Genomic DNA, 13,618 nt, shown 5'->3' with positions numbered 1-13,618 from the left:
GGTCCATTTAATATAGAGGAGGATAGGATGCTTCATCGTCATCATCATGACTTCGATCGTTGAACGCGGGGATTTTTTGTTGTACGCGAGGGGCAGCAAGGACAGGTGCTTGGGCAAGAAAAACATTCACATGTTTTTCCCGGCTTTGTTGCAACTGCCTTGTCATCAACTGCATCGGAGAGACATAACGAAGATGGCTGTGAAAACCAATCACCGCGAGGCTGGAAACCATCATCATCACGTAAATCCAGTTCATATCCGTCACAAATTCAAGCATCATCTTTCCTGCCACCCCCTTTTATTAGAAAACTTGGCTTTACGGCAAGGGCGAAACGCCTTAGTTGCACTTATGCAGGTAAAAAAGTTGATTTATACTTTCTTACCTGCCAAGTCATCGTTTATTTGCATTGTATCACATGTTTCCTACTTCTTAACATGATGTTATTTCCATTTTATCCGAATCGTAGTTTTTTCATCCTGTTATCAGGGTGTTTTTCTTGATAGCAATATTGCCTGCTTCAAGCTCTTCCACATCCGGGTCTGGTTATACAGCAGCACGCCGCCGCGGTATACTTTCGCGGCGATAACCGTTAACAACGCAATCGTAATCACCATAATTCCTACCGAGAGAAGCACTTCCCAGATGGCCGCTTCCCCCATTCCGATACGCAAAAACATGATCATTGGCGTAAAGAACGGAATATATGAGGTAATGGTCACAATCGTTGCACCCGGATTCCCCATGCTAAAAACAGAGATCATGAGGGCTAAGATAACGAGCATATTCATCGGCCCTACCGCCTGGCCTACATCTTCAATTCGCGTAACGACAGAACCAAGCATCGCTGCAAGCGTCGCGTACAATAAATATCCGAGAATAAAAAACAAAAACGCAAACAGAAAAAGCTCTAATGAAAAAACCGGGCCGTCTGCCGCGAACAGCTCTTGTTGTTCCATCAGCTCGCTTGCTTCCGGGGCCGGGCCTGTCCCGACGAATTGGGCAAACGAAACGACCGCAACCATAAAAATCAGTGTATATTGCGTCAGTCCGATCAAACCCACCCCAATAATCTTCCCAAACATTTGTTGCACGGGAGAAGCACTCGAGATCAAAAGTTCCATCACCCTCGAAGATTTTTCGGTAGCAACTTCCGAAGCGATCATATTTCCGAGAAAAAGGACTGAAAAGTAGATGACAAACAATAAAATATTCACGAGTAAACGAGCCTGGTTTAGTTCCGCCTCCGAGCGCGCGGTCTCATCCAACGCTGTTTGCCCAAACGGCACAGGTTCATTCAGCGCTTCCAGTTCTTCTGACCCGATCTGCAAAGCAGCCGCAATTTGCCCCTCTCTTACGTTTTGCAGGGCGGATTGAAGTTGAGAAGGAAGATACGTTTCATTGATCGTGGGCGCGAAAAAGTGTCCCTCGATGTCATCCGCCTGTCCGTCCACTTGCAAATAAGCATCATACGGCCCTTCCATAACAGCATCCTCAGGTGCGTCTTCCTCCTCTTGCGAGGCTTCATCGATCGTAATTTGGGCGTCGCCACTCTCTATTTCTTCTGCCAACGGCTCATACAGGTCGCCGCTTTCATCGATCATAAGCACCGTATAGGTTTGCCCGGATGGATCCCCGTCAAAAAACTGGATGATATTATTCAAATTCAAAAACACGAGCATAAAAGCAGCCATCATTAATGTCGTGAACATAAACGTTTTCGATTTGATTTTTGTCCAATAGGTATGGGCGAGCACGATTAACATTTTACGCATACGTTCGGCCCACCTTTTCAACGAAAATGTCATGCAACGTTGGTTCTTCCACGGAAAAATGGCGTACATACCCGTACTTCTGAAGTCGGGCGAAGATATCCTCTGCTATGGTTTCATCACGAATCGTAAGCGTCGTCTCTTCGGCACCAACGGTCATTTGCAACACGCCATCGATGTCCTCCAAAAACGAAAGCGAAAAATCCGCGCGAATATGGAGTTTACGTTTTTCATATGTACGTTTGATGTCACTTAATTTTCCATGGACGACTGGTTTGCCTTCATCCATAATGCATAGATTTTCGCAAAGGGACTCCACATGCTTCATATCGTGACTGGAGAAAACGATGGTTGTCCCTTCGTTTTTTAGTTTGACAACCGCCTTTTTCAGCAAATCGACGTTAATGGGGTCCAAACCGCTAAAAGGCTCATCCAATATCAAGAGCTGCGGACGATGCAAAACAGCGGCAATGAACTGTATTTTTTGTTGATTGCCTTTTGAAAGGTTTTCCACTTTAGCTTTCCGATAATGATGAATATGAAAACGCTCCAGCCAAGCATCCACTTCGGCTACAATATCTTGCTTGGAAAGACCGCGCAAACGCCCAAGATAGATCATCTGCTCCATCACTTTCAGTTTCGTATACAAACCCCTCTCTTCCGGCAAATAACCAATTGTGCGCGCATCCAACGATTGTGGAGGACTTCCATTCCAAGAAACTTCGCCGTCATCGGGGTCAAACAAACCGATCATCATGCGGAAGGTCGTTGTTTTTCCGGCACCGTTCGCCCCCAACATTCCAAACATTTCACCGGAGTCAATATGTAAAAATAATTGATCGACCGCTGTTTTTGCTCCAAACCTTTTCGTAACGTTCTCCATTCGCAAAGCCATGTACTCACCTCTTTGCCATACTAGCAATACATGCCGCTTTCTACAAGCCCGGGCAGTGCTGTTATTTATTAATCGATATAAGAATCCCTTTCCTCTTTACAATCCCCCAAACGTTGCTCCATTTGTTCCTCTCGGTGCAGCTCGACATCCGTTTGGGGGATTACTTTGTTTCACTTGTTCCTCTCAGCGCAGCTCGACTTCCGTTTGGAGGATTACTTTGCTCCACTTGTCCCTCTCAGCGCAGTTCACCTCCGTTTGAGGGATTACTTTGCTTCACTTGTTCCTCTCAGCACAGCTCGACCTCCGTTTGGGGGATTACTTTGTTTCACTTGTTCCTCTCAGCACAACTCGACTTCCGTTTGGAGGATTACTTTGTTTCACTTGTTCCTCTCAGCGCAGCTCGGCATCCGTTTGAGGGATTACTTTGCTTCACTTGTTCCTCTCAGTACAGCTCGGCATCCGTTTGGGGGATTACTGGTGACCAAACTGTCCTTGTCAAACGAAGGAAGCGCTATTTCAGTGTGGTATGATCACCAGATGGCGATCATAGATATGTCCGTGTCTTTTGACTAGACTTTACTGCTATCTTCTTGAAAATGCTTTCAAACGGAACAGCACTTTGATAAAATAAAGGAAAAGGAAGAAGTGGAGGGACCGATATGGATTATGCCTTAACTGTATTCGATAAAAGCGGGGAAGTTTTGCTCAACGAATCTTATACCTTCGATACAGACCGGGAAGCGATAGAGCATGGCCGGAACCGGTTGGAGGAAGAATCGTATATGACAACGACGCATCGTCTCGTGCGTTCCGGGAAATTGTTGTTATTTTATCGTTAAATCAAAGGTTGTTGCCCTCTCATGCGAAAATGAGAGGGCAATCGTTTTTTAATGATGTTGTTGTGATACGTTCATTTGCTTTCTGAACACTTCTTTAATCATATAGGCAAGCCCATCCTGATCATTTGATCTCGTCACCCAATCCGCGCTTTTTCGCAGATGGAGAGATGACTGTCCCATGGCTACGCCCAAACCGACTGCATTCAACATCTCTTCATCTTCCGTCTTTGCGGCCACCGCAACCATCTCCTCAGGGTGGATGCCGAGTTCATGGCCAAGATAAAGCAGCGTTTCTGACTTGTTTGCTTCTTTCATCTTTAAATGAACGGAAGGAATATCCCCTTCTTGCTCCACAACGCTTAATCCCGGGATAATGCTTTGCAGATGATTAATGGCCGCTTCTTTTTCTTCATTGGCATCAAAATCAACTTTCATTCGTAACGGGGCTATGCGATGCAAATCGATATGTTCACTCATATGTTCAACGACCGTCTGCGGATAAAATAAAGATTCGCTCACGCTAACTGTCATCTTCCCGAGCAAGTTTTGAGGCTGGTGCAGGCGATTTGTCAACTCAAAATTTTCATGTTCGACAACAATTTGACATCCGAATCGCTCCAATTCAAAAGTGATATCCCGAGCCATTTCCACCGGCATACGTTGGGCATAAAGCGGTTTATCCGCCCGTCCGGCGATAAGGGCGCCTCCGTAGCAAATCATTTCGTGCTCCATTCTCAACGCTTTGGCGATTTTATTCGCTTGCTGATAGGAGCGATGGGTAACGAGAGTCGCGTAAACCCCTTTATTCCGCACAAATTCAATCGCTTCCTTCGTTGTTCTTGATAACCGGCTGTTGTCTTTTAAAATAGCTCCGTCAACAGCCAGGGCCAATAACCGATAGTTCAAAGTCACCCCTCCTGTTCGTACTCCTTGCCTTATTAGTAAAAAACTATGTCCGAAAGAGGAAATTTAGAACTGTAGAGGCGATTGGCTAGCGAAGGTTTAGTGATCCGGACTTTCATGGCGACCGTAATTAGACTCGGGCGACTTTTTCGGGCTTCATGAACCAAGGCCCGCCGCTCCATCGCCAAAAAAATGGAGAGCGCTCGGCTCTCCATTTCTCTTGATTATTGGTTTTGCTCATCTTCAGGTGTACCATACAGCGATTCCAACGGTTCCGTAATGATTTTATTCATGTCGCCGATGACTGTGCTCATTCGTTGTTCTTCTTCCATTAGCCTGGAAATGACGTCATGCTGCTGCACCATTTCAAATTGCTTTTGGGCTTGGCTGATTTCTTCCTCCGTGGGTTGCTCTCCTTGCATTTGCTTATCCTGCAAATCCAATTGAACTTTGCGGAAATTCGAGAGCATTCGGCTTGCAACGTCATCTTCCTCCACTTCTTCGTGCAACGCTTGCAATGCCTGAAATTCATCGCTCTCCCTTAATGCTTTTGCTAATTCATGTGCTTTGTCTTGTAAATTTTCAGCCATGATTTTCCTCCTTTTTATTCCATCCTTGCCGTTTATTCCTCTTGTTACACCTTTTCGAGGATAACATGCCTGTCCTGCAAATAACAGCCCAAACCCTATATTTCATCATTATATAAGAAACAGTATAAGCAATCCTTGGACAATCCCGATAACTCCTCCCAAAATCCCTCCTAAAAATTTAATCATCCGTAACTCCCGGTTGGAGATGTTCACGACAATTGCTTCCAAGCGATCCAACGGAAATGCTTTCACTTGCTCCGTTACAACATGGTCGAGACGTAGTGATTTTAAAATGCCGCTCATATTCACTTCCAAAAAACGACCGGCCTGGTGGATGACCGTATCGGAAACTTGGTCTACGTAACTGAAATCGATCTTTTCCGCCCATTCTTTCACCGGTTTGTGAAATACTTCGTCGATGGGAATTTGATTCATCGCAAAATCTGTAAGATCCACGCGATAATTCTCCACTGTTTCCACGGAAACTAAGTCGCTTCCTTTTTTCTTCAAAACCTTATCATACTCTTCATGAAGTTTTTTTTGTAACCAATTTTCAATATCCTGAGACGTCAAAGCATCTACAACTTCAGGGTACACGCGCTCGACCATCTTTTCCGTTCGCACAAACGAGTCCAACATTTGAACAATTGAACCGCGCCTTCGAATAAACGTCTGGATGGTCGATTGAACTTGTGCTTTTCCCTCTTTTGAATATAAATAAACACGCAAACGTTGTAAGATCCCGTGAGCAACGCTCGGGATGATATCTCTGCCTTTTTGGCTCCAGTCATCGGGAATGATCTCCTCGATCGTCTGTGCTTGCATTTCTCCCCAATAAGTATCAATCCGATCGGATATCAGACCCTTGATGCGTTGTTCCACTTTCCGATCAGGTGCCGACCATGAACTGTAATGTTCCGTTATTTCCCGGAGCGAGCGCTCTTCGCTCGACAGCCATTTTTTTACTCCTTCTTTTACCCATGTATTAACCTCGTCTTGAAATTGCTGTTCGGTTAATCGCCCTTGCAAACCTTCCACCGTTAACAAATGTTCCATCATAATCCTTCCCAGATGGTTCGCGATGTCCTCGTGGCGTTTAGGAATTAATCCCGGGGTAAACGGTAATTGCCACGAACCAATGAAGATGGGTTTTCGTGGTCGAAAAAGCATGGCAACGGCAATAACATTCGTTATAAACCCGATAACGGCCGCCAATAAAGCCGTAAATAATAAAAGTAACCAGCCGTTCATGATAAGACTCCTCGTATCTAGTTAATGGAATTTCCTGTTGATCCGAAACGTTAAGACAAGCTTCCCACAAACATGATACCATATAGGGAAACGTTATGAAGAATGGAGGAGGCAATTGTTTGCTTACACATTTTCAGTTCAAAACACTTAAAGATAATTGGATTAGGAAGGAATGGAAAATTTCATTTTTTTACAAAGGAAAACATTGCTCAGGAATCTATGCACAAGATGGAACTATCCATTGGAAAAGTAAACCATCTGAAGCGGATTTGAAAAAGGTGGAAATGGAAGTGCACGACTTAATGCTTTATCATATATACGAGGACCACCATCCCGGCAGCCAAACGTGAAAAAGGCAGCCGAAGCTGCCTTTTTAGTCATCTGTATGCACTTGTTATCGCTGATAGCCGTTCATTTGTTGCTCGGCCATCTGAACCAAACGCTTAGTGATTTCCCCACCTACAGAGCCGTTAGAACGGGATGTGGATTCGCCACCAAGCTGCACATTGAACTCTTGTGCAATTTCATATTTCATTTGATCGAGTGCCTGTTCAACGCCAGGTACAACAAGTTGGTTTGAATTGTTGCTTGCCATCTTATCTCACCTCCCTTGCTTGGTACCCATAGTTTGTAACGAAATCGGCACTCTATCCTTTATTTTAATTAGTAAGTTCATCCAATCGGGACAAGAAAGAGGTGAGAGTGAAGCAACGAGGAGACCGAAGTTAATAGGCACCAGACCACGTGCGGCGAATCCCTCGACTATGCCAATCGCGCGCCGTTATTCGATTTTTATGGCGTCATTTGGCTCGGGTTGGCGCCATTAACACGACAACTTTCGCTTTTTATGGCGTCAACTGCACGGAGCATTATACCGGATCAACCCTATGCTTTTTGTCCGGTGCCGACATTTTCTTACTTGCATACGCTTGAAATCTTGATATGAGTGTCTGTCTTAAATTTGCAGGTTCAACGATGTCATCGACGACAAGTTCGGAGCCCAATCGATAAATATCAATATTTTCTTGGTACTCTTTGCGTTTTTCTGAAATGTATGTGCTTCGTTCTTCTTCAGGCAGTTCGGCTATTCTTTTGGCATAAACCGCATTCACCGCTGCCTCGGGTCCCATAACAGCGATTTGCGCCGTCGGGAGTGCCACACAATAATCGGGTTCGAAGGCAGGGCCTGCCATTGCGTATAAACCGGCACCGTAAGCTTTTCGAACGATGACGGATATTTTCGGGACAGTAGCGCTTGACATAGCCGAAATCATTTTTGCTCCGTGTCGAATGATCCCGGCCTGCTCAACCTTTGTGCCGATCATAAAGCCGGGCACGTCCGCAAGGAACAGCAGTGGAATATTAAAGGCATCACAAAGGTTTATGAAACGTGCCGCTTTGTCTGCGGAATCGTGAAAAAGAACACCGCCCTTCGCTTTTGGTTGATTGGCGATAATGCCTACTACTTCCCCGTTCATTCGAGCCAATCCCGTGATTAATTCCGGTGCAAATAAACGCTTCATTTCAAAAAAACTGTCTGCATCAATCAATTGTTCAATGAGTTTATACATATCAAATGGGGCATTTTGATTTTTCGGAATCAGATCCGCCAAATCTTTGCCCCCGTCAACCGGCGCTTTCGCAGTCGATGCCCTTGTTTTTTCACGATAGTTTTCAGGAAAATATGTGATATATTGGCGTGCTTTTTCGATTGCTGTAGGCTCATCAACAGCAAGAACGTCCCCACATCCGGAAACGCTGCAATGCATTTCTGCGCCGCCCATCTCTTCCAAACTGACTTTCTCGCCAATCACCATTTCCGCCATGCGCGGAGACCCCAAGTACATGGACGCATTTTCCTCCACCATGATCACAACATCGCAAAACGCCGGAATATAAGCACCACCGGCCGCCGATGGGCCGAAGAGCAGACAGACTTGCGGAATTTGGCCGGACAGATGCACTTGATTATGGAAAATACGCCCTGCTCCCCGCCGCCCGGGAAACATTTCAACTTGATCGGTAATGCGCGCACCGGCTGAATCAACAAGGTAAAACATCGGACAGCGCAGGTTTTCGGCCTGTTCCTGGATACGAATGATTTTTTCGACGGTACGGGCGCCCCAAGACCCGGCTTTAACGGTGGAATCATTGGCCATAAAACATACTTGTTGTCCATGAATTGTGCCAATGCCGGTAATCACGCCATCCGCCGGTAAATCACCGGCTTGGACATTCGCGAATTTCCCATCTTCGAGCACGTGTGCATCTTCATCCAGAAGCATGCGCAATCGTTCCCGCACAAAACGTTTGCCTTTATCTTCATTGCTTTTGTGATAACGTTCAGGACCACCCTGTTCAATTGTTTCTATAATGTTTTTATATTTATGCTCTGTCATCGTTACCTCCATCGTTCATTCATCAAAATATCCATTATTATCCGATTTCGAATAGCGCTTCTCCTTCGTCAACAAACTCGCCTTCTGCCTTCATGACGGCTTTAATCTCACCACCGGTTTCGGCCTCTATTGGAATTTCCATTTTCATCGATTCCAAAATCGCCACCTCTTCGCCAACCTCGACAGTATCTCCTTCTTGTTTCAGAACTTTCCATAAGTTCCCTGCCATGCTTGCTTCAATTTTTGTCATTTTTAAACCTCCTAAAAATAATCATTTGCAAAATTTAGCTTGACTTCCCGTCTTCCTGCGCTTACGAATTACGGACAACCGATTTCTCTTGATATAACCATGCGTTGAATTTCCGACGTCCCTTCACCGATTTCCATTAATTTCGTGTCCCTTAGCATTCGTTCAATTCCGAATTCACGCATATATCCGGAGCCGCCATGGATTTGCAGCGCTTGATTGCACACCCTTGTTGCCATTTCCGAAGCAAATAATTTAGCAAAAGCCCCTTCTTTTTTAAAAGGTTTTTTCTGATCTTTTAACCAAGCGGCTTTATGAACCATTGTCCTTGCCAACTCAATGTCCATCGCCATATCCGCGAGCTTGAATTGAATCGCTTGAAACTCGCTTATTTTATGGCCGAATTGTTTACGTTCCTTTGCAAAGGCAAGCGCTTTTTGGTAAGCCCCTTCAGCAATCCCCAAAGCAAGCGCGCCAATCGAGATTCGTCCGCCATCAAGCGTATGGAGAAACTGTCCGAACCCTTTTTCCGGATTACCCAACACGTTTTCTTCCGGAATTTCCACATCTGTTAAAACTAACTCCGTTGTATTGGATCCGCGCACGCCCATTTTTTCATACGGGGTTGTAATCTGAAACCCCGGCGTCCCCGTTGGAACAATAAACGCGGAAACGATGTTTTTACCGTTTTCTTTCTTTCCGCTCACCGCGGTAATGATAACTGCTTTTGCATAGGAGGCATTGGTAATCCAACATTTTTCGCCATTAATGACGTAGCGGCCTTCTTTTTTCACGGCCGTCGTTTTCGTGCCGCCTGCGTCAGAGCCTGCGTTCGGTTCGGTAAGGCCAAATGCGCCTAAAGAATCCCCTTTTGCAATCGGCACCAAATAGTCTTGTTTTTGGTCTTCCGATCCGAATGAATCCAACGGCCCTGCTCCAAGTGAAACCGACGCGGCGTAACTGAGCCCCGTGCCTCCACAAGCTTTGCCAACCTCTTCCACGGCCAATGCATAAGAAATGGTGTCTGCCCCCGCACCGCCATATTTTTCGGCAACCGGAATACCCATAATCCCCAATGATCCCATTTTTTTAAATATTTCTTCGGGAAAGCGGGCACTGCGATCAATCTCTTCAGCTTTCGGCGCAATTTCCGCTTCCGCAAAATCCCGAACCGTGTCCCGAATCATCTGCTGTTCCTTCGTTAATTGAAAGTTCATAGCTCCTCTCCTTTACCACACACAATGTAAACTGAGCAAGCGCTCAATCGGTTCAAAGAAATGATAAAAAAACCGATTGTAATCGCTTACAGATAGCGTACTATAAGTAAGGGCGTCCGTCCACCATTGATTGTTAGTGGAAAAAATCTGTAAGTTTCCCTGCAATAATAATGTTAGTTCTAGAGGATTTGGGGAAATCATAAATATTAACCACTGAGATCAGGAAATTTATATGATATACTTTGTTTATGGACATTCATTCTTGTACAAGCAACTTTAAGAGAAGGGAGGATCCCTTGTCTTGGGATTTGCAATTATACTCGGCATTTTAATTGTCGTCACTCTGCTCGTATGGTTTATCGGCTATTCGGTGCTTTTAAAATTTGTTACCCGCATGGAAACACGATGGCAGCGGATTATGCACTTGCTTTCACGTGTGGAACAGTCCACGAATGACTTTTTGGCCCTCCTTGACCAGTATGGAAAATTACCGGCCGGAACGACAGAATCACTTGAAAAAGTCATGGAAGATATGCAGGACCCGGCAAATGAACGCGGCGATCAATTGCATGCTTTCGGTATTTTAAACGATCGGATGACGTTTTTATTCGAACAAATGGATGATGATGAAGATTTAAATGACCCTGAACTTGTGGAGATCAGCGAAGACTTGAATACGACGCTTACATTGTTGGAAACTGCCAGCCAGTCTTATAACTATGCCGTTGAAAAATACAATAAAAGCCTCACTGTTACTCCGACGAAATATGTGGCAAACGTCCATCAATTCAAACCGCAGCTTATGGTCGATGAAACCGTTCACCGTTTATCATCAAGCGACCACGCGATATAACTAAAAGAATATTCATCATGATATACGGCATAAAAAAACCGGGAACGGGTGATAAAGCCTTCCATTCCTCTGAGATTCGAAATGGTACTTTAATACGGTTTATGCTATATTATCAATGGACAGGGTTTGAAAGACCCCTGCTAACTTTTTAGTACCCTTCTTGATGCGTGTATGTTGATCTTTGAGCGGCCGATAAGGTCGTTCTTTTTTTGTCGTATAGACGAAAAAAGAAGCAGGGAAATCCCCGCTTCGCACCTTCCACCTTCCAATTGCTTGCCAAACCTTCACGTCGTTTTTCGCTGCACACGCCGGCCGTCATATGTGAAAACGGTCGGCTTTGCTTGAATGACGGTTTCCAAATGAATGGGACGGCCCCATAGTTGGTAAATGTAAGGAAGCGTTTTCTCCAAATACGTAACATCCAGTTCCGTCCCTTCATAATTATGGGTCAAAAGCAGCTCACCGGCTTTCAAATAATCCCCGTTGGTTACTGTGATATGGGGGAAACCACCATTCACCCGGGAAGCTACCAATTCATCACGGATGTTCGTCCAATCTTTATCGACTACTTCATAATTGCTGCCCTTCTTTGCAAACACATACAAGTCTTCCCGTTCGACGAAATCTTTCGTTAAATAATTGCGAATAAATGACTGGTCCGTCTCTAATTCTCTTACCTCAAAGATCTTATCCCGTCCTCCTCCGGGCGTCACCCCTCTTTCCTTCATCTCCTCATCAGGGTTGTTGTAGCGTTCCTCAATATCTTCAAATAGTTTTAACCCCAAGTAATAAGGGTTTATGGACGTTTTCGAAGGCATAATGACATTCGCATTCAATTGGGAAAATTCAATGGCCTCGGCTGAGGTTAAGTCCATCTCACGCATAATGCGTGCATGCCAATACGATGCCCAACCCTCGTTCATGATTTTCGTTTCCATCTGCGGCCAAAAATAGAGCATTTCTTCTCGCATCATCGTCATAATGTCCCGTTGCCACTCTTCCAATTCCAAACTGTTCTCTTCAATAAACCACATGACATCCTTCTCGGGATCTACCGGAAACTTTTGTTTTTTCTTCTTCTCTTGCGGATTCGCAGGCCGATCCCGTTCCCATAAATCCGCGTACGGCGTCGAGACCGGATCGCTTACCTCGTCTTTTTGCTCCTCTTCACGCCTGCGAATGTTCATACTCGGATCGACATGCTCTTGAATCGCAAGCACCGCATCCAAAAACGTTTCGACTTCTTGTTTCCCGTGTTCATGTTCGTATGCTGCAATTCGTTCAGCCGTCGCACCCATACTTTCCACCATATCTTGCCTCGTGAGCCGAAAACGGTAATTGTTTTTAAAAAAATCACTATGTGCCAAAACATGGGCAACGATTAATTGATTCTGGATTAAACTGTTGTTATTTAATAAAAATGCATAGCAAGGATTAGAATTAATGACAAGTTCATAAATTTTGCTCAACCCTAAATCATACTGCACCTTCATCTTGTAAAATTGTTTCCCAAAGCTCCAATGGGAAAAACGCGTCGGCATTCCATAAGCCCCGAATGTATAAATGATATCCGCCGGACAAACCTCATAACGCATCGGAAAAAAATCCAAGCCAAATCCTTTGGCGATTTCTGTAATAGCTTCAATTTTATCTTCCAATTGACGCAACTCACCTACAGGCATTTCCATCCCCCTCCTGTTTCTCCATTCATCTATATGTCCGCACAGGCCAGGGAATGCATCACATGTTTGATGAGCGTCCATTCGAGGTATTGGTGAAGTGAGGTGAATGGTTAAGGGGGCACATGTCCAATGAGAACGAAAAGGATGAGAAATCGGATGCTTGGGTTAATGTTCACGGCTATGACTATGATGACCATCGGCATCTCTTCCAGCTACAACGGATTTGTCGAAGCCAAAAGCACTTGTATAGAAAGCAACGGAATTATTACAAAAGAAAATTTAGAGTTATTGGCTGTGAATTGGTCAATATCTTGTGAACAGTAATTGTTATTTCAACAAACGGGCACCAAAGTGAAATAATTGCCCCGGCAGAAAAGGAGGAATCACCTAATGAAAAGCATTCACGCAATCGTTTTTGGCGTTGTTCAAGGCGTCGGGTTCCGTAATTTTGTACAAAAAACAGCAGAAAAAAACCATCTTTACGGATGGGTAAGAAACCGTAAAGATGGCACAGTCGAGATCGCGGCAGAAGGCGAAAAAACATCGATTGAACAATTTGTCCAAACCGTTAAAACGGGGAGTGCATTTTCACACGTGGAACGTGTTGAGATTGAGGACGATGCTGACATTCAACACGACCGGCAGTTTTCCATCCGAGGATGAACTTTTGCTCTGAGAGGAACTACTTAGATCAAGTAATCCCTCAAGAGGGTGAACCGTTGCTCCGAGAGGAACTACTTAGATCGGGTAATTCCTCAAGAAGGTGAACCGTTGCTCTGGGAGGAACTACTTAGATCGGGTAACCCCCCAAGAGGATGAACCGTTGCTCTGAGAGGAACTACTTATGCGTGTATCAGTCAGACACTTTCATGGGTTTCATCAATTATTCAAGTGACCGTGCAAGGGCCTATCGGATCCTCTGGCCGGGTTCAACCAATGCTAAAAGAAACAGAAATCATGCTACCGTCCCTC

16 protein-coding genes are annotated in these 13,618 nt (G+C 44.9%); 5 read left to right on the top strand and 11 right to left on the bottom strand.

What is annotated here, in order from left to right:
• Window positions 1–7: 7 nt before the first annotated feature.
• The 3 genes from HUG15_RS08630 to HUG15_RS08620 form a co-directional block, all read right to left on the bottom strand.
• The gene (locus HUG15_RS08630) at window positions 8–280 is read right to left on the bottom strand and encodes a hypothetical protein (protein ID WP_200128255.1); all 273 of its coding nucleotides are present in this window, start codon (window positions 278–280) and stop codon (window positions 8–10) included.
• A gap of 203 nt (window positions 281–483) precedes the next feature.
• Window positions 484–1,773 carry an ABC transporter permease gene (locus HUG15_RS08625; RefSeq protein WP_200128254.1) on the bottom strand — a complete coding sequence of 430 codons (1,290 nt, stop codon included), beginning with the start codon at window positions 1,771–1,773 and terminating at the stop codon, window positions 484–486.
• Entirely contained in the window at window positions 1,766–2,665 is a 900-nt protein-coding gene (locus HUG15_RS08620; protein WP_200128253.1) for an ABC transporter ATP-binding protein, read from the bottom strand. Before HUG15_RS08620 ends, HUG15_RS08625 begins: the two co-directional genes overlap by 8 nt.
• Before the next feature lie 659 nt (window positions 2,666–3,324).
• Here HUG15_RS08620 and HUG15_RS08615 point away from each other — a divergent pair.
• Window positions 3,325–3,504 (top strand): YhzD family protein, encoded by a 180-nt coding sequence (locus HUG15_RS08615; protein ID WP_200128252.1) that lies wholly within the window; start codon window positions 3,325–3,327, stop codon window positions 3,502–3,504.
• A 48-nt stretch (window positions 3,505–3,552) separates the two neighbouring features.
• Here HUG15_RS08615 and HUG15_RS08610 read toward each other — a convergent pair whose 3' ends face one another.
• From HUG15_RS08610 to HUG15_RS08600, 3 genes are all read right to left on the bottom strand, one after another.
• Window positions 3,553–4,410, bottom strand: coding sequence for an HAD-IIB family hydrolase (locus HUG15_RS08610; RefSeq protein WP_200128251.1), 858 nt, complete (start codon window positions 4,408–4,410; stop codon window positions 3,553–3,555).
• Between the two features lie 221 nt (window positions 4,411–4,631).
• A complete protein-coding gene (locus HUG15_RS08605) occupies window positions 4,632–4,997 on the bottom strand; it encodes a YlbF/YmcA family competence regulator (RefSeq protein WP_200128250.1) in 366 nt (121 codons plus the stop codon).
• A gap of 108 nt (window positions 4,998–5,105) precedes the next feature.
• Complete coding sequence (locus tag HUG15_RS08600) at window positions 5,106–6,248, bottom strand: DUF445 family protein (protein WP_200128249.1); 1,143 nt, start codon at window positions 6,246–6,248, stop codon at window positions 5,106–5,108.
• Between the two features lie 119 nt (window positions 6,249–6,367).
• Between HUG15_RS08600 and HUG15_RS08595 the strand changes: the two genes are divergently transcribed.
• The gene (locus tag HUG15_RS08595) at window positions 6,368–6,598 is read left to right on the top strand and encodes a DUF5342 family protein (RefSeq protein ID WP_200128248.1); all 231 of its coding nucleotides are present in this window, start codon (window positions 6,368–6,370) and stop codon (window positions 6,596–6,598) included.
• A 44-nt stretch (window positions 6,599–6,642) separates the two neighbouring features.
• On the opposite strand, the gene HUG15_RS08590 is transcribed toward HUG15_RS08595, so the two are convergent.
• The 4 genes from HUG15_RS08590 to HUG15_RS08575 form a co-directional block, all read right to left on the bottom strand.
• Entirely contained in the window at window positions 6,643–6,843 is a 201-nt protein-coding gene (locus HUG15_RS08590; protein WP_200128247.1) for an alpha/beta-type small acid-soluble spore protein, read from the bottom strand.
• A 274-nt stretch (window positions 6,844–7,117) separates the two neighbouring features.
• The gene (locus HUG15_RS08585; protein ID WP_200128246.1) at window positions 7,118–8,659 is read right to left on the bottom strand and encodes an acyl-CoA carboxylase subunit beta; all 1,542 of its coding nucleotides are present in this window, start codon (window positions 8,657–8,659) and stop codon (window positions 7,118–7,120) included.
• 25 nt (window positions 8,660–8,684) lie between these two features.
• The gene (locus tag HUG15_RS08580) at window positions 8,685–8,897 is read right to left on the bottom strand and encodes an acetyl-CoA carboxylase biotin carboxyl carrier protein subunit (protein ID WP_200128245.1); all 213 of its coding nucleotides are present in this window, start codon (window positions 8,895–8,897) and stop codon (window positions 8,685–8,687) included.
• A 68-nt stretch (window positions 8,898–8,965) separates the two neighbouring features.
• Entirely contained in the window at window positions 8,966–10,111 is a 1,146-nt protein-coding gene (locus tag HUG15_RS08575) for an acyl-CoA dehydrogenase family protein (protein WP_200128244.1), read from the bottom strand.
• Window positions 10,112–10,412: 301 nt separating this feature from the next.
• Here HUG15_RS08575 and HUG15_RS08570 point away from each other — a divergent pair, with 301 nt between their 5' ends.
• The gene (locus HUG15_RS08570; protein ID WP_200128243.1) at window positions 10,413–10,964 is read left to right on the top strand and encodes a LemA family protein; all 552 of its coding nucleotides are present in this window, start codon (window positions 10,413–10,415) and stop codon (window positions 10,962–10,964) included.
• 284 nt (window positions 10,965–11,248) lie between these two features.
• Here the strand turns inward: HUG15_RS08570 and HUG15_RS08565 are convergent, their stop codons facing one another.
• Window positions 11,249–12,646 (bottom strand): SpoVR family protein, encoded by a 1,398-nt coding sequence (locus HUG15_RS08565; RefSeq protein WP_200128242.1) that lies wholly within the window; start codon window positions 12,644–12,646, stop codon window positions 11,249–11,251.
• Between the two features lie 129 nt (window positions 12,647–12,775).
• Between HUG15_RS08565 and HUG15_RS08560 the strand changes: the two genes are divergently transcribed.
• Window positions 12,776–12,970 carry a hypothetical protein gene (locus HUG15_RS08560; protein ID WP_200128241.1) on the top strand — a complete coding sequence of 65 codons (195 nt, stop codon included), beginning with the start codon at window positions 12,776–12,778 and terminating at the stop codon, window positions 12,968–12,970.
• Window positions 12,971–13,036: 66 nt separating this feature from the next.
• Window positions 13,037–13,309, top strand: coding sequence for an acylphosphatase (locus HUG15_RS08555; RefSeq protein WP_200128240.1), 273 nt, complete (start codon window positions 13,037–13,039; stop codon window positions 13,307–13,309).
• Window positions 13,310–13,618: the final 309 nt, after the last annotated feature.

Source organism: Salicibibacter cibarius (assembly GCF_016495725.1).
GTDB lineage: Bacteria > Bacillota > Bacilli > Bacillales > Marinococcaceae > Salicibibacter > Salicibibacter cibarius.
The sequence above is the reverse complement of the archived record's forward strand: the minus strand, read 5'-3'. Positions and strand labels throughout refer to the sequence as shown.

Bases quoted from the DNA above. Each gene is read 5' to 3' on its own strand.
- HUG15_RS08630 (WP_200128255.1), bottom strand. From the start codon at position 280: ATGATGCTTGAATTTGTGACGGATATGAACTGGATTTACGTGATGATG.
- HUG15_RS08625 (WP_200128254.1), bottom strand. From the start codon at position 1,773: ATGCGTAAAATGTTAATCGTGCTCGCCCATACCTATTGGACAAAAATC.
- HUG15_RS08620 (WP_200128253.1), bottom strand. From the start codon at position 2,665: ATGGCTTTGCGAATGGAGAACGTTACGAAAAGGTTTGGAGCAAAAACA.
- HUG15_RS08615 (WP_200128252.1), top strand. From the start codon at position 3,325: ATGGATTATGCCTTAACTGTATTCGATAAAAGCGGGGAAGTTTTGCTC.
- HUG15_RS08605 (WP_200128250.1), bottom strand. From the start codon at position 4,997: ATGGCTGAAAATTTACAAGACAAAGCACATGAATTAGCAAAAGCATTA.
- HUG15_RS08600 (WP_200128249.1), bottom strand. From the start codon at position 6,248: ATGAACGGCTGGTTACTTTTATTATTTACGGCTTTATTGGCGGCCGTT.
- HUG15_RS08590 (WP_200128247.1), bottom strand. From the start codon at position 6,843: ATGGCAAGCAACAATTCAAACCAACTTGTTGTACCTGGCGTTGAACAG.
- HUG15_RS08585 (WP_200128246.1), bottom strand. From the start codon at position 8,659: ATGGAGGTAACGATGACAGAGCATAAATATAAAAACATTATAGAAACA.
- HUG15_RS08580 (WP_200128245.1), bottom strand. From the start codon at position 8,897: ATGACAAAAATTGAAGCAAGCATGGCAGGGAACTTATGGAAAGTTCTG.
- HUG15_RS08575 (WP_200128244.1), bottom strand. From the start codon at position 10,111: ATGAACTTTCAATTAACGAAGGAACAGCAGATGATTCGGGACACGGTT.
- HUG15_RS08565 (WP_200128242.1), bottom strand. From the start codon at position 12,646: ATGCCTGTAGGTGAGTTGCGTCAATTGGAAGATAAAATTGAAGCTATT.
- HUG15_RS08560 (WP_200128241.1), top strand. From the start codon at position 12,776: ATGAGAACGAAAAGGATGAGAAATCGGATGCTTGGGTTAATGTTCACG.
- HUG15_RS08555 (WP_200128240.1), top strand. From the start codon at position 13,037: ATGAAAAGCATTCACGCAATCGTTTTTGGCGTTGTTCAAGGCGTCGGG.